The 26,368-nt window shown below is 39.0% G+C and carries 19 protein-coding genes; 8 read left to right on the forward strand and 11 right to left on the reverse strand.

Features of this window, described 5'->3' with window-relative positions:
• Positions 1–4: 4 nt before the first annotated feature.
• The 3 genes from AC07VK_RS15475 to AC07VK_RS15485 form a co-directional block, all read right to left on the reverse strand.
• Complete coding sequence (locus AC07VK_RS15475; protein ID WP_492961576.1) at positions 5–1,312, reverse strand: RagB/SusD family nutrient uptake outer membrane protein; 1,308 nt, start codon at positions 1,310–1,312, stop codon at positions 5–7.
• Positions 1,313–1,339: 27 nt separating this feature from the next.
• Positions 1,340–4,501, reverse strand: coding sequence for a SusC/RagA family TonB-linked outer membrane protein (locus AC07VK_RS15480; RefSeq protein WP_492961578.1), 3,162 nt, complete (start codon positions 4,499–4,501; stop codon positions 1,340–1,342).
• Positions 4,502–4,615: 114 nt separating this feature from the next.
• Positions 4,616–5,812: an anhydro-N-acetylmuramic acid kinase gene (locus tag AC07VK_RS15485; RefSeq protein WP_492961580.1), complete on the reverse strand. Its 1,197-nt coding sequence runs from the start codon at positions 5,810–5,812 to the stop codon at positions 4,616–4,618.
• Between the two features lie 152 nt (positions 5,813–5,964).
• Here AC07VK_RS15485 and nagB point away from each other — a divergent pair, with 152 nt between their 5' ends.
• From nagB to AC07VK_RS15500, 3 genes are all read left to right on the forward strand, one after another.
• The gene (gene nagB / locus AC07VK_RS15490; RefSeq protein WP_426326997.1) at positions 5,965–7,890 is read left to right on the forward strand and encodes a glucosamine-6-phosphate deaminase; all 1,926 of its coding nucleotides are present in this window, start codon (positions 5,965–5,967) and stop codon (positions 7,888–7,890) included.
• Between the two features lie 474 nt (positions 7,891–8,364).
• On the forward strand, positions 8,365–9,525 hold the full coding sequence (locus AC07VK_RS15495) for an acyltransferase family protein (RefSeq protein WP_492961582.1): 1,161 nt from the start codon (positions 8,365–8,367) through the stop codon (positions 9,523–9,525).
• A 37-nt stretch (positions 9,526–9,562) separates the two neighbouring features.
• Positions 9,563–10,585, forward strand: a complete 1,023-nt coding sequence (locus AC07VK_RS15500; protein ID WP_492961584.1) for a LacI family DNA-binding transcriptional regulator — start codon at positions 9,563–9,565, stop codon at positions 10,583–10,585.
• Between the two features lie 6 nt (positions 10,586–10,591).
• Here the strand turns inward: AC07VK_RS15500 and AC07VK_RS15505 are convergent, their stop codons facing one another.
• On the reverse strand, positions 10,592–12,136 hold the full coding sequence (locus tag AC07VK_RS15505) for a glycoside hydrolase family 10-like protein (RefSeq protein ID WP_492953934.1): 1,545 nt from the start codon (positions 12,134–12,136) through the stop codon (positions 10,592–10,594).
• A gap of 207 nt (positions 12,137–12,343) precedes the next feature.
• On the opposite strand from AC07VK_RS15505, the gene AC07VK_RS15510 reads away from it, so the two are divergent.
• Complete coding sequence (locus AC07VK_RS15510; protein WP_492953933.1) at positions 12,344–13,246, forward strand: DUF8428 domain-containing protein; 903 nt, start codon at positions 12,344–12,346, stop codon at positions 13,244–13,246.
• A 40-nt stretch (positions 13,247–13,286) separates the two neighbouring features.
• Here AC07VK_RS15510 and AC07VK_RS15515 read toward each other — a convergent pair whose 3' ends face one another.
• The 4 genes from AC07VK_RS15515 to AC07VK_RS15530 form a co-directional block, all read right to left on the reverse strand.
• On the reverse strand, positions 13,287–17,018 hold the full coding sequence (locus AC07VK_RS15515; protein WP_493053041.1) for a sensor histidine kinase: 3,732 nt from the start codon (positions 17,016–17,018) through the stop codon (positions 13,287–13,289).
• 89 nt (positions 17,019–17,107) lie between these two features.
• On the reverse strand, positions 17,108–17,989 hold the full coding sequence (fabD, locus tag AC07VK_RS15520) for an ACP S-malonyltransferase (RefSeq protein ID WP_492953931.1): 882 nt from the start codon (positions 17,987–17,989) through the stop codon (positions 17,108–17,110).
• A gap of 81 nt (positions 17,990–18,070) precedes the next feature.
• Complete coding sequence (folE, locus tag AC07VK_RS15525; RefSeq protein ID WP_029274208.1) at positions 18,071–18,706, reverse strand: GTP cyclohydrolase I FolE; 636 nt, start codon at positions 18,704–18,706, stop codon at positions 18,071–18,073.
• A 12-nt stretch (positions 18,707–18,718) separates the two neighbouring features.
• Positions 18,719–19,129: a 6-pyruvoyl trahydropterin synthase family protein gene (locus tag AC07VK_RS15530; RefSeq protein ID WP_029274209.1), complete on the reverse strand. Its 411-nt coding sequence runs from the start codon at positions 19,127–19,129 to the stop codon at positions 18,719–18,721.
• 105 nt (positions 19,130–19,234) lie between these two features.
• Here AC07VK_RS15530 and mqnB point away from each other — a divergent pair, with 105 nt between their 5' ends.
• Together mqnB and AC07VK_RS15540 are read left to right on the forward strand one after the other, a co-directional pair.
• Positions 19,235–19,858: a futalosine hydrolase gene (gene mqnB / locus AC07VK_RS15535; RefSeq protein ID WP_492953930.1), complete on the forward strand. Its 624-nt coding sequence runs from the start codon at positions 19,235–19,237 to the stop codon at positions 19,856–19,858.
• A gap of 118 nt (positions 19,859–19,976) precedes the next feature.
• Positions 19,977–20,825 (forward strand): menaquinone biosynthesis family protein, encoded by an 849-nt coding sequence (locus AC07VK_RS15540; RefSeq protein ID WP_492953929.1) that lies wholly within the window; start codon positions 19,977–19,979, stop codon positions 20,823–20,825.
• Positions 20,826–20,971: 146 nt separating this feature from the next.
• Here AC07VK_RS15540 and AC07VK_RS15545 read toward each other — a convergent pair whose 3' ends face one another.
• The 3 genes from AC07VK_RS15545 to AC07VK_RS15555 all read right to left on the reverse strand — a co-directional run bounded on the left by AC07VK_RS15545 (position 20,972) and on the right by AC07VK_RS15555 (position 24,364).
• Positions 20,972–21,667 carry a response regulator transcription factor gene (locus AC07VK_RS15545; protein ID WP_029274212.1) on the reverse strand — a complete coding sequence of 232 codons (696 nt, stop codon included), beginning with the start codon at positions 21,665–21,667 and terminating at the stop codon, positions 20,972–20,974.
• Between the two features lie 310 nt (positions 21,668–21,977).
• A complete protein-coding gene (locus tag AC07VK_RS15550) occupies positions 21,978–23,798 on the reverse strand; it encodes a sensor histidine kinase (RefSeq protein ID WP_492953928.1) in 1,821 nt (606 codons plus the stop codon).
• Between the two features lie 200 nt (positions 23,799–23,998).
• A complete protein-coding gene (locus AC07VK_RS15555; protein WP_057933226.1) occupies positions 23,999–24,364 on the reverse strand; it encodes a DUF3127 domain-containing protein in 366 nt (121 codons plus the stop codon).
• A 71-nt stretch (positions 24,365–24,435) separates the two neighbouring features.
• On the opposite strand from AC07VK_RS15555, the gene AC07VK_RS15560 reads away from it, so the two are divergent.
• Together AC07VK_RS15560 and AC07VK_RS15565 are read left to right on the forward strand one after the other, a co-directional pair.
• A complete protein-coding gene (locus AC07VK_RS15560) occupies positions 24,436–25,614 on the forward strand; it encodes a THUMP domain-containing class I SAM-dependent RNA methyltransferase (RefSeq protein ID WP_492953938.1) in 1,179 nt (392 codons plus the stop codon).
• Between the two features lie 67 nt (positions 25,615–25,681).
• Positions 25,682–26,176, forward strand: a complete 495-nt coding sequence (locus tag AC07VK_RS15565) for a hypothetical protein (protein WP_057933225.1) — start codon at positions 25,682–25,684, stop codon at positions 26,174–26,176.
• Positions 26,177–26,368: the final 192 nt, after the last annotated feature.

The raw sequence follows: 26,368 nt of genomic DNA on the forward strand, positions 1-26,368 counted from the left end.
TCTGCTAGAAAGTTGGATCTGCAGGGGTATTGGTATTATTATCCCTTTCCTGAAAAGGATAAGGAAAGAAATTCCGTTTACGATCGGTTAATGGCTGATTAAACCTTCTCATATCTTCGAGCTTTAGACCAGACATAAAAAGCTCAATACAACGGTGTTTGTAAATCAGATCTAAAAGCTGTTGCTGTGTATAGCTACCCGTTAACGCAGGTAACCCAGCCCCCATTCCATAATTAGCATCGAGCACATTTCCTGTTGCCTGACGCGTTACTACCTTGTTTAACTCAGTTAGTGCTGACCCCAGGTTAGGGCTGGCCTGCCGAGCGTAAGCCTCTGCCTTAATTAAAGTCATTTCGCCAGGCAGATAAACTGGAATTGGCGCTAAACTAGCCGCACCAAAACCATTAATACGAACTGTAGTGCTTATTGTAGTATAAAACGGAATTCTTGTATCACCTACATCTGGAATATTGGCACCAGTTTGCCCTAAATTTAAATTTTTAGGTTGGATTACATTATTAGTAGAAGTAGCAATTTCAAAAATGGGATTGAGATTTTGCGCATCATAAGTGAACGACGATCTTTTGGTTAAATCAACAGCGTTGGCGCTGCTTAATGCAACTGCATAGTTTCCAACAAATAAGGCGTAACGTGCTTTTAACGCATTCAACGTATTCGGAATATCAACTCCTGTAGGAATGTTGCTCAAAAAGGAGGTGCTGATTGGGTTTGCTGCAATTAAGGCCAAAGCATTATCAATGGTTGCAATGGCTTTGTTAAAACCTTCTGCCCTTGTAACAAAAGTTACATTCTGCCCGGTTCCGGCCGGAACTTTCTCCCAAAATTCTGCCAAATTACCTAACGCTAAAGCTTTAAAAATACTGGCATGTGCAATTAAACCAGAAGCTAGCCCCTTATCAGCAAGTTTAGCGGCATTATTTATCACATTATCGGCATCGAAAATGATTTTATTTGAACTGGTCCAAACATTTAACAATACGGAATTTGTACCATCTACCTGCACTCCGCCTGTCATTAACCGATCTTCATTGGTATTTCCCGTATTAACAGAAATTAACTCGTTTGTGGTAATGCCATTAACCGTAGTTGCGGCATATAAGAGGCCAGCCCTTGTTGTGGAGAAATTTTTCTGAAGGCCGACAGTAATCCCGGTCAAACCTCTTGTAGAAAGAAGTACATCATCGGCTACAGCTCCATTAGGGTTTAGGTATTCTTTTTTACAAGCAAGCATCGAAACGCCCATTGCAAAGAAAAATACGTAGCGAATATATTTTGAATTTAAATTTTTCATCTTAATATGATTTATTTCTTCAATGAATTAGAACTTGGCTTGTAAACCGAAAGAAAATGTACGTGGGATCGGTACCGCACCAAAATCGATATTTCTTAAAATTGTTGATTGTCCACCTGCATTCAACTCTGGATCATAGCCCTTATAATTATCCCACGAAACCAGATTTCTACCACTAATATTTATGGTAAGATCTTTAACAAACTTTACCTTACCAATGTTATAGCTCAAAGAAATTTCTCGTAGTTTCACAAAAGAACCATCATCAATACGCCATTCTTCTACATTATAAGCCCCCGCTACGTAGCCTCGTGGCAACTGTCCTAAATATTCTGCTTCAGCTACTTTACCATTACCTACACCCTGACGGGTTCTCCAATCTGCATTCCAAACATCGCCTCCCCGTACTGCATCTAACTGAATGTGCAGACTTAACTTTTTGTAAGTAAAATCGTTTACAAACGACCCTGTATAATCTGGGTTTGGATCACCAAGAACCTTGCGTAGAGGATCTCCAGTAGGCAATCCATTCGCATCGCGTTGCACAGTATATTCAGTTGGCGATTTTTGAACCCCTCTTTCAGTTAGTGGAATTCCCTGCGCATTGGTTAATAAACTTCCGTCGGCATTCCTGGCAAAGAAAGTTCCGTAAAAAACACCAACAGGATAACCATCTGTGATAGAAACCGGTGCCCCGGCATTAGTATTGATTAAACGTTGCGCGCCAGATCCGACAATTCTGTTCCGGTTTCTATTGTAAATTAAGGTGGTGGTCCAGGTAAAATCCTGCGTTTTTAATGGCACCCCTGTAAGCATAAGTTCTATCCCTCTGTTTTTAAGTGATCCGCCAATATTATCCAACAGACTCGAATAACCGGAAGTTGGCGCAATTACCACACCCAACAATAGGTCTTTAACACTTTTATTGTACCAGCTAAAAGTTAAGCCTAATCTGTTGTTAAAAAACGACATGTCTGTACCCAATTCCAGTTCTTTTTGGCGCTCCGGTTTAACATCCGTATTGGCTAATGTGCTGCTAGATGCCAGTGATGTTTTACTATTTAATGCGCTGGGTAAATACACATTAAAACGGTCGTAGGCCCCAATACCTGTTAAATTACCCGATTCGCCATAAGCTGCCCTGATTTTGAGGGTATTCCACCATGAAGATAAGCCAAGGCCCTTCCAGTAATTGGCAGATGACAACACATAACTTACATTTGCTTTTGGATAAAACTGTGTTCCATTCCCCTCTCCAAAAACAGTCGATTGATCGACCCTGACTGCACCTGTAACAAAAAGATGGTCTTTATATTTAAAATTCTGTTGTAGATAAGCACCGCTTATCGAGAATTCTGAACGGTTATCATTGTTTGGCAATATAGTACTGGCGCCATTTACGGTTTCAATAAGTGGTGCCAGACCCCTACCATTTAACAAACTGAACAAATCTTTCTGATATTGATACGATCCGCCCAATTGTGTTGTAGAACTTAACAGCTCTGATATTTTTGCATCGTAGGTGAAATTTAATTCATTATTAAATAGTGTTGTAGTTGCATTTGCCGCACTTGCATAACCATTTAATGATGGATCTAAACTAGCTCCACCACCATAAAAGCCCGTACTTACATTATAGGTAAAGGGCGGAATAAATGTTGTTCCGTTTTGAATAGAATTATCAACCCCCATGGTATAATCGATGGTTAGGTTTTTCACGGGATTAAGCTTTAAGCCTAAGTTGGCAATAATACGATTGGTAAACTCTCGTTGTTTAATATCTTCGATAACCGATACCGGATTTACACGGCCGCGTTCGCCAACAGCCTGCAAGTTACCGAGTATATCTCTAGCAAAAATATCATGAAAATTACCAATAATGGTAACTGAGTTCATTGGCGAAAAGAATGAATTCCCATCTGGTTTTTCATTGGCATCGCTGTGTACATAGTTAAAGCCAGCGGTCATTTTAGCCCAGTTATTAATCTTTTGATCCAGATTTGCTCTAAAGTTCATTCTTTTGAAATCTGTATTCTTTATAATCCCTTGGTTTGAAAAATATCCTGCCGATGTGTAAAACTTGGTATTATCGTTTCCACCTGAAACAGAAACGGAGTTATCTGTGCCTACGCCGGTATGAAAAATATAATCCTGATAGTTATATCTGGTAACTGGAGTTTTTGCGGTCTGTAAAACAGGAGTGGCACCTGGAGTAGGTGGAACTGTTTGAATGATATCTTGCGTTACAGAGTTTGCATTATCCCCAAATCTAACAGGCGCCTGGTTTACTTCAATTTGCTTACGGAGCTCACTTATGGTTAGGCTTGTACTAAAGCTCACTTGGGGCTCTCCGGTTTTGCCTCTCTTGGTAAAAATCTGGATTACCCCCGCATTTGCGCGCGACCCATAAATGGCTGCTGCTGCTGCCCCATTTAAAACCTCAATATGATCAATATCAGACGGGCTAATGTCAACCATTCTATTCTGACCGATATTTCCGACCTGAACTCCATTATTAATATTATCGTAATTTCCTGAGGTATTGGTTACTCTGGTTGTAGAATTATTTACAATTACCCCATCGATTATGTATAGTGGTTCTGATGATGAGTTAACCGAACTCACCCCTCTTAAACGCACAGAAATTCCGCCCGCCGGATCTCCAGAATTCTGGCTGATCTGTGCACCAGGAGTTTTTCCTTGAAGTGAGGCCAGCGCATTTCCACTCGGTGCTTTATTTAAATCATCACCTTTTACCGTACTCACATAACTACCGAGCTGTTTACGGGTAGTTCCCTGAGAGGTACCCGTAACAATTACTTCATCTAGTCCCACTGCATCACCACTCAAAGCACTATTTGCCTGAACAGTGGTATTGTCGCCAAGGCTTACAGATTCGATATTTGATTTAAAGCCTATAAAAGAAATTTGGATCTGATATTTACCGGGTGCTAAATCAACCGAAAAGCTATATGTTCCGCTGGAACTTGTGCTTGTTACCAGATTTGTATTGATAATTTTTACAACAGCGCCAGGAACGGGGCTGTTATTTGCCGCATCGGTAACCTTACCGCTTATGGTATACCGTTTGTTTTGTGCCTGCGCCATCTCTGTAAATAAGAGCAGCAGAAATGGGATCAACAAAATTGCAAAAAATCCTGGTGACCATTTTAGGTAACTTTTTTCCATAAAATTTGGTTTTGTTAGAAGATTAGTGTTAAAACAAATTTAACAAAATACCGCACAAACCAAATTTTTAACCTGTACAAACTGATTTACAATCCACAAAACAATTGCGTTTTATTACGCTGGTAAACTGATTTTACCCATACAAACCGAAGGCACGCCTTGCCTATCGCCAAAGTTTATCGGTTTGCCACAGAGCGTTTCGTTGGCCAAAACAGCAAACAAAACAGCCTCTTTTGCATCGGGATCAATATCTAAATCCTCAGTGGTTAAGAAGTTGCAAAAAGGTAACTTGCTTTTTAGAAGCTGTACAAGCAAGGGGTTATGCATTCCGCCGCCACTCATAAAAACCTGTGCTTTGGCATCTTCGCCAAAGCAACGCTTAATTGCATTGGTAATGGTTTCTGCAGAAAAATGACATAAGGTAGCCATTACATCGGCCGCACTTAAACCGGTTGTTGATGACTGTTCTTGTGCACTGGTTAAATACGCCAGATTAAACAATTCCGGCCCTGTGGTTTTAGGAAAATCCAGGTCAAAAAAGCTGCAGTTTAATAACGCAGACAATAGACCGGGATTAGATTCGCCTGCCAAGGCAACAGCCGCATTTTTATCATAAAATTGATTAAAATATTTCTGCATATACTGGTCCATCAAAGTATTTCCAGGGCCAACATCCGTCGAAAAAATTTCACTGGCATCGGTACTGCCTGGCAAATAGGTGAAATTTGCTATGCCACCTATATTTAACATTACCCGATCTTCGCCAGCTTTCGAAAATATTAAATAGTCGCCATAAACCGCTAAGGGGGCACCTTCGCCACCAGCGGCCAAGTGTTTTTGTCTAAAGTCAGAAAGGGTGATAATCCCAGTCTTTAGCGCAATATGATCACCATCACCTATTTGTAATGTGCCATTTGGATAATCGGCTAATTGATGCAGAGACTTTGGCGCATGAAAAATGGTTTGGCCGTGACTGGCAATAAAATCGATAGCCTCATTTTGATAACCCCACTCATTTAGTGCTTCATTTATTAGCTCTGCATGGGTATTTGCAATATGTTCGTTCATCAGGCACACCAACTGTAAGTCGACTTCTTTTTTTGAAAAAACGGCTTTTATTTTGGACCTAAAATCATCGGTATAATCGCCTGTTTTAAATTTTAAAATCCGGATTTCCGTCTCAGCACCGCTTCCCTTTACCAAACAAAGTGCAATATCCAGTCCATCCATTGATGTACCACTCATCAATCCTATAATTAAACGCTCCGATTTACCTGCTTTCGAATACAACTTTTCAATCTGTGTGTTCATAATGGTTTTTTATCTAAAAAGATCAAACGTTTGTCTGCCCCTTTAATCGAATTTTATATAAATACTTGCAATAAAAGTAAATATCCTTTGTTACAAATTGGGCATAACTCTCTATATTTACTGCTCCGTACATTAAAATCCATATAAAAAAAATGGCTAGATTAAATCTACTGGAGGAGACACGTTTCGAGAAATTACCGGTAAGCGTGTTCGAAAATCCAAAAATTGCTTCAATTAATGTTGCACACCGCATTGCCGAGCTCATTAAATCTAAACAAGCAAGCAACACACCTGCAGTACTGGGCTTAGCAACAGGTGTTACCCCAATTGCAGTTTATGCCGAATTGGTTAGACTGCACAAAGAAGAGGGCTTGAGTTTTAAAAACGTAATTACTTTCAACCTGGATGAATATTATCCAATGGCGCCAACTGCGGCACAAAGTTATGTTACGTTTATGAACGAAAACCTTTTCAATCATATCGATATTGATAAGAAGAATGTTCACATCCCTGATGGTACGCTTGCACTGGAAGACATTCCTGCATTCTGCTTAGAATATGAAAAGAAAATAGGTGATCTTGGTGGTCTTGATATCCAGATTTTAGGTATCGGCCGTACAGGTCACATCGGCTTTAACGAGCCAGGATCTGCACCAAATTCTGGTACCCGTTTAGTTACTTTAGACGACCTTACCCGCCGTGATGCTGCACGCGATTTCGGCGGAAAAACCTTCGTACCAACTAAGGCCATTACCATGGGTATAGGTACAATTTTCAAAGCAAGGGAAATTATATTAATGGCCTGGAGCCGTAAAAAGGCTTCCATTATCAAAAAAGCCGTTGAAGGTGAGATTTCGGGCGATGTTCCGGCAACGTACCTGCAACTTTCTGATCATGTAGAATTCATTCTTGATGCACCTGCAGCTTCAGAACTGACCCGTTTTGATACTCCATGGTTGGTTAAAGATTGCGTTTGGACAGATGCATTGATCCGTAAAGCGGTGATTTGGTTAGCCAATACCTTGAAAAAACCGATCTTAAAGTTAACCGAAGACGATTATAACAATAATGGTATGGCACAACTGGCTACTGAAAAAGGACCAGTATACAATATCAACATCCATATCTTTAATAAATTACAGCACACCATTACAGGTTGGCCAGGAGGCAAACCGAATGCTGATGATTCTCAGCGTCCGGAAAGAGCAGAGCCTGCCAAAAAGAGAATCATTATTTTCTCACCGCACCCTGATGATGATGTGATCTCGATGGGCGGTACTTTTCTACGTCTGGTTGACCAAGGGCATGATGTACACGTAGCTTATCAAACCTCAGGTAATACCGCGGTTTGGGATGATGATGCACTTCGTTTCGTTGAGTTCAATGTAGATTTCACAGAGAAAATGGGTATGGACAATACACATTTGAAAGATCTCTACAACAAAATGAGAAGCTTTATTGAGCAGAAACAACCTAACCAGATAGATACGCCAGAGATCCAAACGGTTAAAGGATTGATCAGAAAAGGAGAAGCTATTGCCGGCGCAAGATATTGCGGTCTTGAAGATGATCATATCCATTTTCAGGCGCTTCCTTTCTACGAAAGCGGTAAGGTTCAGAAAAACCCGGTAACGGATGCCGATATCGAACTTACAATAGCGCTATTGCAAGAAGTTAAGCCTCAGCAGGTATATGCAGCAGGCGATTTTGAAGATCCGCATGGAACGCATATTGTTTGTTTTAATATTATTTTAGAAGCATTAAAACGTTTACGCAAAACCGAAGCCTGGGCACAAGATTGCTGGTTGTGGATGTACCGCGGTGCTTGGCACGAATTTGAAACGTATGAAATCGAAATGGCTGTTCCTATTTCTCCGCAGGAGCTTGAGCGTAAAAAATATGCCATTTTCAAACACCAGAGCCAAAAAGACAGGGCGGTTTTCCCTGGCGACGATTCAAGAGAGTTTTGGCAGCGTGCCGAAGACCGTAACCGTGATACGGCAAAAGCATACGACGAACTAGGACTTGCAGAATATGAAGCAATGGAAGCATTTGTACGCTGGAAATTTGTGGATTAACCTGTGTTAAAATAAATATTGATCCTGCCTTGTTAACTCAAGGCAGGATTTTTTTTGCCCACCAGGCCGTCATGTTGAGCATAGTACCTTCCTATTGGTTGCTGTGACACCAACCAACATAATTAAAGTCTAATTTTCCAAAATCTCTTTTTTTGGAAAGCAGTGTCCGTAGTGCTTCGGCCCCTGTAGTCCTGCCCTTTGCTTAATCCCGATAAAAAAACGATAAAACAAATTAACCTTAAATCGGGATAACGCTGTCGGTCAGGTTTATTGAACGTAAGGCAGCTTTCATTACTGATCCCGGTTTCTTCAGTGAAAGATAAAAAAACTTCGTCATCTCGACTGGAGCGCAGCGGAATGGAGAGATCTATCTGGTTAAATTTATCGCTCCCTTCATCCCCCCCAACTTCTTATTTATTTCTCATTCTAAAAACAATATTCTAAATTAGTTTGCTGAACCCAAACAAGCTAATCATGACCGAACCTAAATCCCGATTGTTATCTCTTGATTTTTTCAGGGGATTAACTGTAGCCGCAATGATCTTAGTGAACAATCCGGGCAGCTGGGGGCATATTTACGCGCCTTTAGCGCATGCGGAATGGAATGGATGTACACCCACCGATTTAATTTTTCCATTCTTCTTATGGATTGTTGGAGTATCCATTGCATTTGCCATGAGCAATAGTAAAACAGATCCGTCTACACATCAAAAAATAATCATAAAAGCCATTAAACGTGGTATTATACTTTATTTACTCGGTCTCTTTTTAGCCATTTTCGGGAAAATTATCAGTGCCATAATAGATGGCAGATCGATTTGGGAGGCTTTTCAAACGGTTCGTCTTTTAGGTGTTTTACAAAGAATAGGCATTGTTTTTATCATTAGCAGTATCATTTTCATCAAGGTACCGAACAAAACCATATTCAAAATCTTTGTTGTAATCCTTGCCCTTTATTGGGCCTTAATGACATTTATTCCTGTACCGGGAGTAGGCTACCCCAACCTGGAAAAAGAAACCAATTTAGCCGCCTGGATCGACCGCGGTATTTTAACAGAAGCACATACCTGGGCATCGTCCAAAACCTGGGATCCGGAAGGGATTTTAAGCACATTACCGGCGGTAGGAACGTGCTTATTTGGCATTTTGGTTGGTGTTTGGATGCGCAAAAAAGATGTAGACAATCCAACTAAGGTGGCCTGGTTATTTACTGCCGGCATAACCGCTGTTATTTTAGGTTTACTTTGGGATTTACAATTTCCGATCAATAAAGCCCTTTGGACAAGTTCTTATGTGCTCTACGCAGGTGGATTGGCGTCAATTGGACTGGCACTTTGTTACTGGATCATTGATGTTCAGGGTTACAAAAAATTCACTACTCCTTTTGTTGTTTATGGTGTAAATGCCATAACGGTCTTTTTCTTAGCAGGATTAATGCCCCGAGTATTAAACCTGATCCAGATTACCAAACCTGATGGTACAAAAACAGGATTATTGGTGCGCTTCTATGAAACTTGTTACAGCCCGTTTTTTAGCCCGATAAATGCTTCCTTAGTTTGGGCCATAACCTATGTGCTCGGTTTTTATGCGATATTATATTTTATGTATAAAAAGAACATTATTATTAAGGTTTAGTAAATTTACGCTGTAATTGATTCTCCCCCCTCTGCAATTGAAAAAGAAAACCACCATATACGATATAGCCAAGGAGCTTGATATTACTGTTTCGACAGTTTCCAGGGCGCTTAGTGGCTTTCCGGCAATAAGTGACGCCACCAGAAAGGCCGTTGTTGAAATGGCTAAAAAATTAAATTATAGCCCAAATAAACTCGCCTCTGCATTAAAATCTGGCAAAACCCATATTATTGGTGTAATTGTACCAAGTGTACAAGCACATTTCTTCGCATCTATTATCCATTGCATAGAAGACGGGCTGAAAGACAGCGGATACCGTGTTATTATCTACCAATCTAACGAATCTGTAGAGAACGAAATAAACGGCGTTAAAACTTTACTAGAGGCGCAGGTAGACGGCATTATGGCCTCCATGTCTTTAGAAACAAAAGATGTTTCGCACTTTGCCGAAATTATTAAGCAAAATAAACCACTTATTTTATTCGATCGTGTAGATCTAGAACTAAAAGTCCCTACCATTACACTTGATGATTTCAAGGCAGGTTATATCGCTACGAAACATTTAATCGATCAGGGTTATAAAAAAATTGCGTTTGTAACCACCGTTCATCAGGTTAAAATATTTAACGATCGCTTAGAAGGGTACAAAGCAGCCTTAGCCGACCATAACCTTCCGCTAATGAAAGAACATATTATTTTTGGTGGTTTATCCATTAAAGACGGCCGGTTTGGTGCTGGCAAGTTAATGCGCAGCAGAAACAAACCTGATGCTATTATTGCAGGTGATGATTTTACCGCATTAGGTGTAATTAAAAAGCTTAAAGAGATTGATGAGACACCTCCTGAAGTTGGTGTAATTGGTTTCGCCAATGAAGCATTCTCCGCTTACATTACCCCTAATCTATCAACAATTGATCAGCATGCACCGCAAATGGGCATAGAATGTGCTAAAATGTTTTTGAAAATGATTAATCAGGAGAGCCCATATGCCAACATGGAGCATATCGTGCTCGATCCAGCTGTTGTAGAAAGAGAATCGACCAATAAGAAAGAAAAATAGTGCTTATTACTCCTTCGCTAAAGGCACTTCGATACCAACAGGCCCGCTCGGTTCACTTTCATTTTTTAATCGGTCTAGTGCAGTCACGAGATAGCTGTACCGCTTTCCGCTTTCTACACTGGTATCAATAAATGATAGATAATCTTCAAAGCTTATTTTAACAATGTTCTTAGGATCGAGTACTGAAATTTTTTCACCTTCGCTAAACCGGTAAATTACAAATCCCGAGGCCGTTTCTCCATCTTTTGCCTTTACCGGAAGCTGCCATTTTAAATGCACACCATCTTTTAGTGCATCTGCCGTTAATGCTTGGGGCTCGTTTGGCGGCACTTCATCCAGCCAGGGCATTTGCGGCGGCAAAGCAGGGTACTTATAAAAATCATTCTTTAAAGAGTCGCCCACCGCTTTAGCAACTGTACTTAATGATTTAGAACTAAAAAACACGCTCCCCTGAATCCGGTTGTTATTTCTTATGTATCTAATCTGATTGGGTATTTCGCCCAGGTTTTTCCAGGCTGCTTCTGCCCTCGAATTTACCAGATAGGCACCCTGTCCGATATAAACATGCCTACCAAAAGTATTATTGCTCCACCAGTCGACCAAAATACCATAGGGCGCTACTCTTCTGGTAAACGTAAAATAAATTTGAGGGTTGATATAATCTACCCAACCTTCTCTAACCCATTTACGGCTATCGGCAAAAAGTTCTGCATAATTGGATAGGCCGCTGGTAGCAGAACCTTCGGGATCTTCATTTTTATTTTTCCAGATACCAAAAGGACTAATGCCAAATTTTACCCATTTTTTATAGTGGTGAATACTATCATCCAACTGCTTGATAAGCAGATCGACGTTATTGCGCCTCCAATCTTTTATATCTGAAAAATTATTGGGGTACTTGTAAAAAGTATTTCCATCGTTAATCGTTTGCCCTTCTACTTTATAAGGATAAAAATAATCGTCGAAGTGAATTCCATCTATATCGTATCCTTTTACTACATCTAAAATTACCTGAACAATATATTCCCTTACATCCGGAATACCCGGATCAAACTGTTTTTTGCCACCATAGGTAAAAAACCAGTCAGGGTGTTTACGATAAGCATGGTTTTCGCTTAAAACAGCTGAGCTACTCATACTGGCCCTATAAGGATTAAACCAGGCATGGAGTTCCATTCCCCTGAAATGAGCTTCTTTAATGGCAAAGGCCAAAGGGTCGTAACCAGGTGCAGGTGCTAAACCTTGTTTACCCATTAACCATTGGCTCCAGGGCTCTCTGGATTTTGCGTAAAACGCATCAGCTGCTGGTCTAACCTGCAAAATAATTGCATTCATCCCTTGACTTTTATGTCTTTCTAAAATACCAATCAGCTCCTGCTTTTGTTGATCGATGCTTAAACCTGGCTTCGATGGCCAGTCTATATTGGTAACAGTAGCCACCCAAACACCCCTAAACTCCCTTTTTGGTGCAATTTTTGATAAAGGTTGTGCATTTAATATATAAGGTACTACAGTTAAAGATAAAAGTGCGTATAGGAAGTTTTTAAGCATTATTTCTGTCTTATTTTTTATTCAGGTTGTGTGTTTGTGTTGATTTGAATACAAATGAACATTAGCAAGTAAACGATTTTTTTTAAAAACTCTTATAAGTTTATTAAAAATTTTAATTTGCGCCCTGCTAAAATTAATTGTGTACCCCCAATTTACCTATGGAGAACAAAAGTATATTAATTTACAGAAGATACAGCGTTATTAAAAATGGAACCACAAAAGATTAATAAGGGTGATAGAAACAAAATTTACTTCCTGGTCATCGTTATTGCAGCTTTAATTGGCACAAATGCTTACTTGTTTTTTAAAGATCGACAGCAAAGTGAAAGATTTGTAACAGTTAGTACAGAGAAGGATAAACTGCGGCTTGAGGTAGAAAAGATTGAGGTTGAACTGGATAAGGTTAATGCACTGAACCTGGATTTAAATGAGAAGCTTGTTGAAGAGCAGAAGCTGGCCCGGGTAAAAATCGAAGAACTTAAAGCCGCTTTAGAAAAAAACCAGATTACCCAGGGCGAACTCGATAAAGCCAATGCGCAGATTAATGAACTGAAAACATTTGTAAAAAACTACAATGATCAGATTATTCAGCTGCAGAAAGACAACATTTTCCTAAAAAACAGTCGCGATAGTCTACAGAACACCCTAAGAAACATCAGCAGTAAGGCATCAAACTTAGAAAACGAAAACACTAATTTAAATGCAAAAGTTAAAACTGCCGCAGCATTAAAGCTTCAATCTGCCGAAATTATTGCTTTCAGAACAAAATCAAGCGGCAAAAAAGTCGAAGTAACCAAATCATCTACTGCCGAGAAGTTAAGCGTGCGTTTTAATGTTGTGCCCAACCAATTGGCAGAAAAAGGACATCATAACATTTATCTCCGGGTATTCGATCCCGCTGGGAATCTGCTTGCAGACGAAGGAAACCATTTTGAGGCCGATGGGCAGGATATGCAGTTCAGCCACTCTATTTTTATTAACTATAATAACGATGACAGTACCTATGTTATCGATTGGGCAAACCCTAAACCATTTATAAAGGGCATATATACCGTAATTTTATATGCTGATGGCAATACCATGGGCAAGGCTCAAGTGGAGCTGAGATAAAATCCACCTCCTGATTAATCAATCTCTACCTGTTTTTAATTTAAGCCAAAGGAAAGTTAAGATAAAACGTTGTTCCTAAACCGCTTATCGAAGTAAACTTAACCGAACCGCCAGCATTTTCTACAGCCTGTTTAACAAAGGCTAAGCCTAAACCTGTACCTGACGTTTTTGTAGTGAAGTTAGGTACAAATATTTTATCGTGCAGGACCAGCGGAATACCTTTTCCATTATCTTTTATCTCGATATATGCATTTTTTGCATCTACATATATGATGATGGTGATGCAGCATAAACTTTCCTCATCAATAGCTTCTATTGCGTTTTTAAGCAGGTTGTTAAACGTTCTCAAAAGCTGATCGTGATCGGCCATGATTTCGATGTCCTTATCACTTTTGTTAAGTACATCAATGGTTACATTTTCCGTGCTTTTAAATACTTCTCTCGCCTGTTCAATAATCGGGAGTAAAGAAAGGCGCTCCAGGTTGGTATCGGGCATTTTGGCAAAATTAGAAAACTCAGAAGCAATCTTCGAAAGGCTATCAATCTGTTCTATAAACGATTTGCTAAATTTATTAAACTTCAGTTCGAAGTTTGGATCTTTCTCTTTCCAAGATTTTTCTAACAGCTGAACACCTAATTTTAAGGGCGTTAACGGATTCTTGATCTCGTGGGCAACCTGTTTCGCCATTTCGCGCCAGGCACTCTCCCGTTCCGATCTGGCTAGCTTAATCGCACTATCTTCTAAGGCTGCAATCATGTGGTTATACTCCTTAATCAGAGAGCCGATCTCATCATGCCTACGCCATACGATGGGTTCGTTCTTTTGCCCGATTTTCGTTTTACTGATACTCTCCTGAATAAAAGTTAAGGGACTGGTAATCTGATTGGCCAAAAATACAGCCAATACGCCAATAGCCACAAATACCAAAGCATAGAGATTAATGAGGTTACTTACAAAAAGCGCCAGTTTATCTGTATATTCTTCTTCGGTAGAGTAATTTGGCAGGCCGATATAGGCAATTGTTTTATTTTGTGCATTCCTGATGGGAGCATATGCTGCAGCGTAGGTTAAGTTGCCTATCTTTTCCTCCGTATTGATAAATTCTGAACGATGCAAGCCCCCTAAAGAAGCAAAGGCAGATGGCCCCATTTTTTTACCGATAATTTTATAATTATAGAGTTTTGGATAAGTGGTCATGATGAGGTTACCACTCAGATCGTATAGGTTCAGGTCCGCATTATTGATATCAGCAAAATTGTTAAAATCTGCTGCAGCGTTCTCGTCGTTTGCAATTATGCCATTGCTAAAAATCTGTTTCTCAAAATTCTGCTGCACCTTTCTTATCTTATCTTTTAATATCGTATCCTGTTGCCCACGGTACTCATTGTTCATGTAATAGTAAGTTCCCCAACCTACAATTACCAGTGTTGCAACAACAGCCAGCACAATAGATACCTGGATTCTGGTTTTATACAAAATTTTATTGGCATTGATCATTAAAGACCTATTGATACTAAACCAGCCTACCTTATCATCGTCAAGGTTTTTGATTAGCCATATTAATCCATAAAGTAACAAGGAGAAGATGATAAATATCAGAAAGAAAAACGATAGCGCCGCCAAACGTTCTACATAATCTACCTTCTCTTTACTGATAACAACCATTTTGCTGTTAGTTGGCTTGTAAATTAAATGGCTGTAATGAAGTTCATCATCATTACTGGTTATAAAATCATCTTTTTTACCTTTAAAGATGCTGCCATCTAAGGGATATGTATAATTTCCAGATTGATTAAGCAATTTATTATTGCTGTACAAGGCAATAGAATACCCCTTAAAATCTTCGTCTTTGATCAATTTTTGATCGCCTAAAAGATCGGGTAGCCGATTGTTATAATTATAGGGCTTCGAGCGGAGTTCGATAACGAGTGTACCTAATAAACTGCCCTTATCTACAACGGAGATGATACCAAAGTAATCCTGATAACCAAATGTATTGTTAACCTGATAAAAAAAGTTGGATCCATCAATTTTAACAGACCCGGCCTCAACTAGGTTTTTGTACTTATCAATTGGTGGCGTATCAGAATTTTCTATCGCAGCACCCAGTCTGTCATATGGATAGATCTGATAATCGTAGCGGTTTAAATAGCCATCTAAATAATCTTTAATATGATTTTTTAGCACCGAGTAACTGCCTTTTCGGTTTTGAGTAAAATAGCTAGTCAGAAAGTTATCTTTAACAATTTCATTACCCAAAGTACCTAAAGCAATAATGGCATTCGGATCTTCTGACGATTGTACCTTTCTGGCCAAAGGCTCGCGCAAACTTCTTTCCTTAATGTCTTTATATTTGGTGTATTTAATGGAAGTATTAAAAGCCAGGCAGAAAAACACAATGGCAAACATGCCGATTGAGAAATTCTTTTCTTTTAAATAAACAGCCCGTGCCACGATAAATAATACGAGGGCAAAAACGATAAAAAAAGCATTAAAATCCACCACTAGCTTGTAGATAAAAACACCTGCAAAGCCAATTAAAAAAATAATGACCCGCTCTTTATTGCTTACGTTTAATTGGCTGCTTACTGTTGCCGAAACAGCAGTTATCAGGTAAATCTGAAACCAGGCCAGACATAAAATGACAATCCCTACCCAGCTGGTTCCACTGAGTTTAAGGATATTAACGATATCGAAATTAATTTTTGAGTTAAAAATCAATCCAAAGAAAATGTCATCGGTATCCCAAACTATCCGACCGATCAACACCATTAATCCAGCCTGAATAACAACGCCAATTATCTTGCTCCGCTTAACCCATTCCGGAAACTTATATTGCTCCTTATGGTTATACATAAATAAGAGCAGCCAGGTGAGTGCAATTACATTTAACAGAAAATCGCCCAACGAAGGCATCAGGAAATTATCGGCATATATCTTGGGATCAAATAGATCTAAAGTAAACCTGTGGTTAAACCAACCGTAATATAAATCTGTCAACCTAAAGGCTAGGAAGAAAAACAATAGCAAAAAAGTACCCCATGCAATGTGTCCACGCCTGGCGATGAACGAACTTAAAGAGTTAAAAAACATGCAGATGCATAACATACCGGCAACAAACAACCATAATTGTGTACCTGAATAATGGGTTTCTGAATATCCTGGTTTAACCTTAAGTCCGAATAAAAACTTATTATCCAAACTTTTTATTACATACACATCCTTATCGGTGAAAGATGCAAGCGTTAATATTTTGGTATTCGATAAAATTGGATCAATATCATTTTTAAAATACTTTGTTTCTTTAAAAGGATACTGAGATTGAATACCGATCAAGAAAATAAAGCTAAAATTACCCTGGGTACTTTTAATCACCTCATACCATCCGTTATAAAAAAACAAGACCGAACTACCCTCTTTTATTGTAGTTGGATCTATTTCTGCAACTTTATAGGTGCTCCAAAACTTAAGTTGGTTATTTTGATAGGTTAACAGGTTTATGCCATTATTTTTGCGATAGGTATTGATAAAATCTATCGCATTTTGCGGGTTGAGATGAAACTTTTTAGCCTTAGTAACCTGATTTTTATCAGCCAAAAAGCTTTTTACCGCTTTTTCTTTAATCAAAAGGTTCTGTTGAATCTCTTGCGCGTCGTGCTCCAGGAGCTCACTTTTGGTTGTAAACCGACTTAATGAAATAGAAGTTGCAATGAGGCAACAGCCCAAAACAAGCAATAGAAATCTTATTTTTACACCAAAGCTCATTTTCATCTACGGATAAAGATATTAAATATTGATAAAAAACAACGCCATAAACAGCTGAGTTTATGGCGTTGGCAAAATATTCTATTTTGAATAAATTAAGCTATGGCAGCACTACTGGTTTGTACTTCGCGGCTTACCTTTTTAACCAATCCCTGTAGCACATTACCTGGACCAACTTCTACAAATTCTGTTGCACCATCGGCTAACATATTCCCTACTGTTTGAGTCCAACGTACAGCACCCGTTAATTGTTTAATTAAATTGCCTTTAATTTCAGTTGGGTCGGTATATGGCTTTGCATCAACATTTTGGTAAACCGGACAAATTGGTGCAGCAATAGCAGTGGCCTCTATAGCTGCCTGCAATTCAATTTTTGCAGGCTCCATTAAAGGAGAGTGGAATGCACCGCCTACATTTAATTTTAAAGCTCTTTTAGCGCCTGCTTCTGTTAGTTTGGCACAAGCGAGATCAATCCCTTCTATGCTGCCCGAAATTACCAACTGTCCTGGGCAGTTATAATTTGCAGGAACGACCACAGCATCAATTTCTGCACAGATTTTTTCAACTACATCATCAGCTAGCCCTAAAATAGCCGCCATGGTTGATGGTTGTGCCTCGCATGCTTTTTGCATGGCATTTGCACGGGCAATAACCAGTTTTAATCCATCTTCAAAGCTTAGTGCATTTGCGGCCACTAATGCCGAAAATTCGCCTAACGAATGGCCTGCAACCATATCTGGTTTAAAATCGTCGCCCAATACTTTAGCTAAAATAACCGAATGCAAAAAGATTGCCGGTTGGGTTACATTGGTTTGTTTAAGCTCTTCATCTGTTCCGCTAAACATAATATCGCTAATGCGGAAACCAATAATCTCGTTGGCTTGTTCAAATAATGCTGCAGCTTTTGGGTGCTCATAAAGATCTTTACCCATACCTACAAACTGTGCTCCCTGTCCGGGAAAAATATATGCTTTCATACCCCTTAATCCCCTAAAGGGGAAATTAAATATTTAGTTAAAATTATTGTTAAATCCATACCCCCTCTAGGGGGATGGGGGTTAATCTAAACTTGCGGTAATTAACCTTAAAAACTCAGCTCTTGTTTTATCGTTACTTAAAAAAGTACCCGTAAAGGCTGATGTTGTGGTTACCGAATTTTGCTTTTGCACACCACGCATAGACATGCATAAGTGCCTGCATTCCATCACCACTGCAACCCCCATAGGGTTAAGGGTATTTTGAATACAATCTCTAATTTCGTTCGTTAAACGCTCCTGCACCTGTAAACGACGGGCAAAAGCATCAACTACACGTGGAATTTTACTTAGCCCAACAATGTGCCCGTTAGGAATATAAGCAATGTGTGCTTTACCGAAGAATGGCAGCATATGGTGTTCGCACATCGAATACACTTCAATATCCTTAACCACAACCATTTGGCTATAATCTTCTTCAAACATTGCACCCTTTAGAATTTCATCAGGTTTTAAATCGTAACCATGTGTTAAATATTGCAGCGCCTTAGCCACGCGCTCAGGTGTTTTTAGTAAACCTTCGCGTTCTGGATTTTCGCCCAACTGGCCAAGAATATCTTTATAATGTGTAGCTACAGCTTCAATTTTATCTTCGTTGTAACGGTCTATTTTTACATAACCGTCTCTCGATTCGCCTTTCAATACGTCTTTATCGCTCATTAATTCGGGTTTTTAGCCAAAGTATTCAACAAAATTATTTTCGGTTTCATAGATTTTTACGCAATGTAAAACTGCACCGCTCTCTGCAATCGGCGCCCACAACTGTTTCCAGATTTCTATGGCCAGATTTTCAGTTGATGCCAACTTGCCTTTCATAAAATCTACATCAAGATTCAAGTTCTTATGATCAACCTTATCTACCACATAATCATTCATCACATCTTTCAGCCATTTCAAATCAACAAGAAAACCTGTTTCCGGATTCACTTCGCCTTTAACTGTAACATATAACCAATAGTTATGGCCATGCCAATTGGGGTTGGCACATTTACCATAAACTTCATTGTTTTTATCATCATCCCAATCGGTACGGGCCAATTTGTGCGCCGCATTAAAGGATGCTTTTCTCGTTATGTAAATCATTACTATAAAATAAAATGCAAATATACAGATAAAGGTTCAAGCTTAAAGACTAAAGACCAAAGCTTACATAAAACTTAAATGAAAACAATCTGCTAACTTTACGTTATGAAAACTTTAGTTGTTGCTGCTACAAAAGCCGAACTCGCCTACTTTTATCAACATTTTAATTTGCCTGATGGAGATTTTGTAGAAAGTAAAAATTTCGATTTGCTGATCACCGGCGTTGGAATGGTAGCAACAGCCTTTGCCCTGGGCAAACATCTTTCATCTAAATATAGTCTTGTGGTAAATTTAGGTATCGCCGGAAGCTTTGATCGGAATATAGCCTTAGGCACCGTATTAAATATAACCGAAGATACTTTTGCTGAGCTGGGCGCCGAAAATGGAGATGAATTTTTAACCATAAGCGATTTAGGTTTTGGGGAGAACCATTACACCTCGAAAACACACAGAAGGATTAACTTACCAGGGGCAAAAGGGATAACCGTGAACCGTGTAACAGGGAGCGAAAAAAGCATTGAAAACCTAATTAAGCGGTTAAATCCAACAACCGAAAGCATGGAGGGTGCCGCTGTTTTTTATGCAGGTAAGCAGTTAAATATAGATTGTTTACAGATTAGAAGTATATCTAATTATGTAGAACCAAGAAATAAAGACAATTGGAAAATTGGTTTAGCGATTAAAAACTTAAACGACTGGGCCATTGCTTTTGTTGGAGAAATGAACTGATTATGACTGATTAGTTTACCACAGTACTTAATTTTGATTTATGAACCCGACACAATTAAAATAACAATTATAATTGTCAGAGGCTCCGTCTAACAACTGAAAACAAAAAAATAAATAGATGAAACTTACACTTGGATTTTCTCCCTGCCCTAACGATACATTTATTTTCGATGCGTTAATTCACCATAAAATTGATACAGAGGGATTAGAATTTGAGGTTTCTTACGATGATGTAGAAACCTTAAACCAAAAGGCGCTTAGGGGCGAATTAGCTATCACCAAGTTAAGTTTCCATGCTTTTGCCTATGTTGCCAACCAGTATGCTTTACTCGATGCTGGGAGTGCCCTTGGTTTTGGTGTTGGGCCGTTATTAATCAGCAAGAATCATTTCGATGGAGAAAATGACGCTGAACTCCAAACGCCAGGCGCTAAACTAAGGGTTGGAATACCAGGAAAATATACCACTGCTAATTTCTTGCTGGGCATTGCTTACCCTCATTTACAAAACAAACAGGAGCTTGTTTTTTCGGAAATCGAATCGGCTTTACTTAACGGGCAGATTGATTTAGGATTGATTATTCACGAAAACAGGTTTACCTATCAGGATAAAGGTTTAACCAAGATTGTTGATTTAGGCGATTATTGGGAAAAACTAACTGGTTGTGCCATCCCATTGGGCGGTATCGTAATCAACCGTAATTTAGATCGCGAGGTACAGTTAAAAGTGAACCGTTTAATCCGCCAGTCGGTAGAGTTTGCCTTTGCGCATCCAAAATCGGGAATCGATTTTATCCGCCAGCATGCCCAGGCCATGGAAGAAAGCGTGATGTACAAACATATTGAGTTATATGTGAATAAATATAGCATAAACCTTGGCGAAGAAGGCCGTAAAGCGGTTGATACCTTATTTAAACTTGCCCAGGAACGGAATATCATCCCTCCTATTCAGGAGAATTTATATATCTAATTCATCGATCCGTAATCTCCGTAGCGGAGAGATCCATAAAAGATTTCTCTCCCGAAGGTTCGGGACTGCACTCCAGTCGAAATGACGATAAATCGGCATCATGATGATCCTGAAACAAGTTCAGGAGGACGATTGGTCTAGTTAATTTAACTTACCAAAAGCTTGTAACCTTTTCCGTGCACGTTGATAATTTCTACCGTTGGATCTGCCCGAAGATACTTACGTAACTTACTCAAAAACACATCCATACTCCTGCCGTTAAAGTAATTATCATCATGCCAGATACTTAACAATGCTTCTTCGCGGGTTAAAACGGTATTCTTTTTCAAACACAATAAACGCAACAGCTCGGCTTCTTTGGTAGAAAGTTTTTGCTGGTGATCGTTATCCGTAATAATCTGGGTTGTATAATCGAAATGATATTGACCGATGGAAAACTGTGTTTCGGCAGCCTCATCGTTGTTATCTGTTTTATTGGCTACGCGCTTAAACATTGCATTAATACGTAGTAAAAGCTCTTCAATGCGGAAAGGTTTGGTAATATAATCATCACCACCTAAATCATAAGCAGCAGATTTATCTTCCAGCATGGTTTTAGCCGTTGCAAAAATAATGGGTACCTGTGTGTTTACCTTCCTAATGTCTTTACCCAAGGTAAAACCATCTTTTTTAGGCATCATCACATCCAGAATACATAAATCGAAGTTCTGCTTATTAAACGTTCTCAATCCATCCTCACCATCGGTGCATAATACTACATCAAACTTGCCTTTAAGCTGCAAATAGTCTTGTAACAATAAACCTAAATTTGGGTCGTCTTCTACCAGAAGTATTTTTTTCATTGGTATATAGTTTGTTTTTTATCGGTAATGAAGCTATCAGATTTTTCACCAATGTAGATGCTTTAACGGTGTTCAAGAAGGCTTGAGCCGTTTATTCATCCCGCTGTGTGATTTGAAAAATCATGATGGTTTCATTTTCTTGTTTTTATTCACATACGTAGCACTAGCCACACTGAAAGTTTGATTCTGAATATGCATAACGGTTTAATTTATGTTGTAGATTAAATTAATACTCCACTATTTTAGCTAAATTAAACCTGTTCTATTTTAATGTATCGATAAAGTAAGCTTTTGTACCGATGTTAACTGTTTATAAAGGTAAAGATATTTCGAACGTGGTTCCCCTATCTTTTTCGCTACTTACCTTAACCGTTCCATTCATTTTTTTAATTATATCCTGAACATAATTTAAACCTAAGCCAAAGCCTTTAACATCGTGTAGGTTACCTGTAGGCACCCTATAAAACTGGTCAAAAATCCGTTTAGAATGCTCCTTGGTCATTCCAATGCCTTTATCAGCTATTTCGATAATTAAATTTTTACCTGTATTGCGGGTAGTAATGGTAATCTCCGGTGTGCTGCTACTGTATTTATTTGCATTATCAATAAGGTTATAAATTACATTAGACAGGTGGAGCTCATCGCCATATACAACGGCATTTTCTGCATCGGTATGTACATTGACAATCGCATTTCTTTTCTGCAGCTGCAATTCCATGCTATCCAACACAATCACAATCAAATCGTTCACATCTACTTCGGTGTTCTCCATTTTAAGCTCACCTTTTTCTAAGCGGGCAATACTTAAAACACGTTCGATGTGACTACCCAGACGAACATTTTCATCATAAATAATCCCTGCCAGCCGTTTTAACCGGGCTTTATCTTCTGTCACCTCCGGATCTTTCAAAGCTTCACTCGCAATCATAATGGTAGCCACAGGGGTTTTAAACTCATGCGTCATGTTGTTGATGAAATCTGTTTTCATCTCCGAAAGTTTTTTCTGCTTTAGAATAGCATAAAGGGTATATGAGAAAATAAAAACAAGTACCAGTAACAGGCCGATGGATGAGGCGAGCGTTGCACTTAGGTTAGAAATAATAGCCGAATTTTTATTGGGAAAACTGACGAAAAGCATCCCTGGATCGCGAAAGATATCGTTCCCAAACAAAGGGGTTTTATAAGTGTTTTCGGGTAAAAATTCTCCTTTAACGTTAGAGGCCGTCATAAAAATAGTCGAATCTTTTCTCGCTAACGAAATCCGGTAAGAAGGTTCTATCGTAATATTATTGGCAAGGAGTTCTTGTTTTAATAAAACGCCCAACGAATTAAAATTAATCCGTTTATAAATTGGCACGTTGGTTTCCTGAAGTTCTTTAGATACATCCTCAACCACACTCGACCGGGTATACGAAAATGTATCTTTACCCAATGCTGCAATTTTAAGCTCTAGTTTTTTCCGCTCAATCTCGTCTTCACGTTGAAATTTTTTCTGCAAATCGTTAGGAATCTTTGGAACATTTGCAAAACCGGGAGTACCATCTCTGGGATCAAAAACCAAATACCTTAATGTATCAGGCAAACTTTGCAGGCTTTTAAATTCGAATGTTTTTGGTGGCGCAGTAAAAGGCTTTGAGCGCATGCTATAACCTTTTAAAATAAGGCTCTTAATATCGATAATCGCATCCATCTGCAAATCCAGCTTATCGCCGTTCTTCGAACTCAACGAAGTATATTCCCTTTCAGAAATTACATTAGGCGCCCTATAAGATACACGGATAATACTATCTTGTTGGTTCAGGTAACTTTCGATCTGGTTTTCTCTCTCGGCTTGCCGCAACTCTGCCTCTTGTACATATTGTTGCCGTAAATCCTTAATATCTAATGCCCGTTGCCTGGAGTCTTGTAGCTGCTTCAGTTTATTTTCGGCATCTTTCCGGTTTAAGTGATCGGCAACATTTCTACGCTGTAGTTTATTTACTACCGATGTTAAGGTTTGGTTTACCTGCTCATCAAAAAGCTGAGATTTTAGTTTATACGATTCCCTGATGTAATACAGCTGCATTACAAAAACACCAAGCAAAGCCACCGTCATTAAAACGGTAATTAACCAAAAACTCTTTTTCTTCATGAACTAGATTGGTTTTAAAATTAAAAAAACCGGAGCATAATCTTCTTAAATCTAAACAGATATCAAAAATACTGATTAGCTAAGTGAAGTATTTGTTTTTAACATATTTTAACAGCGGGAAGTCCGGCGGGGACAAAAAAAATGCCGAGGCTAAAGCCTCGGCATGGTTCAAAATTGTTTGCTTAAAAAAGATTCTTTATTTAGAAAGGCAAATCATCATCTTCACCTGGTGCATTGCTTACATCAACCGGAGCTGCGTAAGCTGGCGTAGCTGCCGGAGCACCTGCTGCAACTGCGTTTATACGCCAAATAACCAAACTGTTAAAATATGATGTTTTACCTGCTTTATCTGTCCAGGGGCGACCACGTAAATTAAAGAAAACCTCTACCTCATCGCCTGCTTTAAATGTATCTAATAATGCAGTTTTATCTTGTAAAGCCTCAAAACGGATATATTCTGGGTATGTTGGATTTTCTGCGTATTCTACTATTAAATCACGTTTTTTAAACGTTTCACTTACTTGTTGTGTGGCACCTACTTCGTGTACTTTTCCTTTAATTTCCATATCTAATACTACTTAATGTACTATAAACATCAAATCTCTATAATTTTATTGATAACTTCGCATATATTATGATGCAAGTTTTCCACAATAAAAGCAAGGTAATTATTACCTGCAACAAGCGCCTTTCGCCTTATTTACAAGAAGAAGTTACGGCTTTAGGTTATACCATCGAGCGGTCTTTTGCTACGGGTGTTGAGCTCAATATCACCCTCACAGAGTGCATAAAGCTCAATTTGAACTTGCGCTGTGCCAGTCAGATCCTCTACGCCATAAAAAGTTTCAAGGCCATTACTCCCGATGATTTATACAATGAAATTGCAGCCATTGAATGGGAAGAACTGATCGATTTTTCGGGCTATTTCTCAGTAACCTCAAATGTTGATAACCCAAATATTACCACACCACTTTTCGCAAACTTAAAAGTAAAGGATGCCATAGTAGACCGTATGAAAGAGAAAAAGGGCATCCGCCCGAACTCTGGATCGGATGCAAATAAAACAGTCGTGCATTTATACTGGAAAGATGCCGATGCCGATGTTTTTATGGATACTTCAGGCGAAACCCTTGCCAAACACGGCTACCGTAAAATACCTGGTAAGGCCCCTATGTTAGAGGCTTTAGCCGCGGGGGTTATTTTAGCAAGCAACTGGGATAAGCAATCGCCATTTATTAACCCAATGTGCGGTTCAGGAACATTAGCTATCGAAGCAGCGCTGATTGCAACCAACCGTGCCCCTGGATTATACCGCATGAATTATGGTTTTATGCACATTTTAGGTTATAATGAAGAAGATTTTTTCGCTGAACGTAGAATTTTAAAAGATCAGGTAATCAAAAATGTTGACCTAAAAATAGTAGCTTCCGATCTTTCGGAAGATGCAGTTGAAGTAACCCGTAGAAATGCTAAGACTGCTGGTGTTGATACTTTAATCGAATTCGAAGTTTGCGATTTTGAGTTAACACCGGTTCCTGAAGATGGCAAAGGCGTTGTTGTTTTTAACCCGGAGTATGGTGAGCGTTTAGGGGTGCACAGCAAGTTGGAACTCACTTATAAACGTATGGGCGATTTTATGAAAACGAAATGCAAGGGTTATTCTGGATATATTTTCACTGGAAATCCTGATCTTGCAAAGAAAATTGGATTAAAAGCTACTAAAAAGATTGAATTTTATAATGGTAAATTAGACTGTCGCTTACTAGAGTATGAATTATATGACGGCTCTCGCAGGGCTCCGTTAACTGAAGCCTAGTCTTTTTCATTGAAAATTAATATATTACGCTCTCTTACGTACCATAACGTAAAAAATTTTGAAAAATATGGAATTTGATGACATGGACCATATGCCCGAATGGGAACATTTTAGCCGATTTGGCCGAGATGATGAGGATGAAGAAAATCTATCAAGTGTTGATGCAGAAAAGGTTAGACTAAAAGTGACCAGGGCTAAAAGTCTTTACAACCAGGCCAGAGCCGTATATAAATATGCCGCCCTGTTCTGCGAAACACTGGAAGGAGAGATGGCCGAAATGACCGCTAACTTAATTATGCAGAATGCCCTCATGTTATGTCCTAAAATTGTTGGGGCAGAAGGGGCAGATATGTATATTTTAAGAATGGAAAATGCCTCTATTATCCGAACCAATTGCCGTGAATTAGAAACCCAGGTGAGAGCAGCAGATATGTTCGAAATCTGTACTCCGGAATATAAAGATATTGTTTTAGACGAAATTGAAAAATTTCGTCTACTCTTTATCGAATGGGTTAAATATTTCGAAAAAGACGAATTTGAAGACGACTGGGGACTATACTAACCCTTAACAGTAAATTTTTAAACGTTTTCTTACTTCCCACCTTTCTCTTCTTGATCTGAGCTGCATAATGCAATAATGCTCCATATCATATCGCTCCTTCTACCTAAAGCATAAAAACCTGATTATCAACCAAAAAACAGCGCACTTAAACATTTAGGTTATTTCTTTGTTATAACAGTTAGTTCATTAATC

It is taken from the genome of Pedobacter sp. GW821-FHT01D05 (assembly GCF_059422505.1).

Excerpts from the sequence above, each read along its gene's own strand:
- AC07VK_RS15475 (WP_492961576.1), bottom strand. The coding sequence starts at position 1,312 with ATGAAAAATTTAAATTCAAAATATATTCGCTACGTATTTTTCTTTGCA.
- AC07VK_RS15480 (WP_492961578.1), bottom strand. The coding sequence starts at position 4,501 with ATGGAAAAAAGTTACCTAAAATGGTCACCAGGATTTTTTGCAATTTTG.
- AC07VK_RS15485 (WP_492961580.1), bottom strand. The coding sequence starts at position 5,812 with ATGAACACACAGATTGAAAAGTTGTATTCGAAAGCAGGTAAATCGGAG.
- nagB (WP_426326997.1), top strand. The coding sequence starts at position 5,965 with ATGGCTAGATTAAATCTACTGGAGGAGACACGTTTCGAGAAATTACCG.
- AC07VK_RS15495 (WP_492961582.1), top strand. The coding sequence starts at position 8,365 with ATGACCGAACCTAAATCCCGATTGTTATCTCTTGATTTTTTCAGGGGA.
- AC07VK_RS15505 (WP_492953934.1), bottom strand. The coding sequence starts at position 12,136 with ATGCTTAAAAACTTCCTATACGCACTTTTATCTTTAACTGTAGTACCT.
- AC07VK_RS15510 (WP_492953933.1), top strand. The coding sequence starts at position 12,344 with ATGGAACCACAAAAGATTAATAAGGGTGATAGAAACAAAATTTACTTC.
- AC07VK_RS15515 (WP_493053041.1), bottom strand. The coding sequence starts at position 17,018 with ATGAAAATGAGCTTTGGTGTAAAAATAAGATTTCTATTGCTTGTTTTG.
- fabD (WP_492953931.1), bottom strand. The coding sequence starts at position 17,989 with ATGAAAGCATATATTTTTCCCGGACAGGGAGCACAGTTTGTAGGTATG.
- folE (WP_029274208.1), bottom strand. The coding sequence starts at position 18,706 with ATGAGCGATAAAGACGTATTGAAAGGCGAATCGAGAGACGGTTATGTA.
- AC07VK_RS15530 (WP_029274209.1), bottom strand. The coding sequence starts at position 19,129 with ATGATTTACATAACGAGAAAAGCATCCTTTAATGCGGCGCACAAATTG.
- mqnB (WP_492953930.1), top strand. The coding sequence starts at position 19,235 with ATGAAAACTTTAGTTGTTGCTGCTACAAAAGCCGAACTCGCCTACTTT.
- AC07VK_RS15540 (WP_492953929.1), top strand. The coding sequence starts at position 19,977 with ATGAAACTTACACTTGGATTTTCTCCCTGCCCTAACGATACATTTATT.
- AC07VK_RS15545 (WP_029274212.1), bottom strand. The coding sequence starts at position 21,667 with ATGAAAAAAATACTTCTGGTAGAAGACGACCCAAATTTAGGTTTATTG.
- AC07VK_RS15550 (WP_492953928.1), bottom strand. The coding sequence starts at position 23,798 with ATGAAGAAAAAGAGTTTTTGGTTAATTACCGTTTTAATGACGGTGGCT.
- AC07VK_RS15555 (WP_057933226.1), bottom strand. The coding sequence starts at position 24,364 with ATGGAAATTAAAGGAAAAGTACACGAAGTAGGTGCCACACAACAAGTA.
- AC07VK_RS15560 (WP_492953938.1), top strand. The coding sequence starts at position 24,436 with ATGCAAGTTTTCCACAATAAAAGCAAGGTAATTATTACCTGCAACAAG.
- AC07VK_RS15565 (WP_057933225.1), top strand. The coding sequence starts at position 25,682 with ATGGAATTTGATGACATGGACCATATGCCCGAATGGGAACATTTTAGC.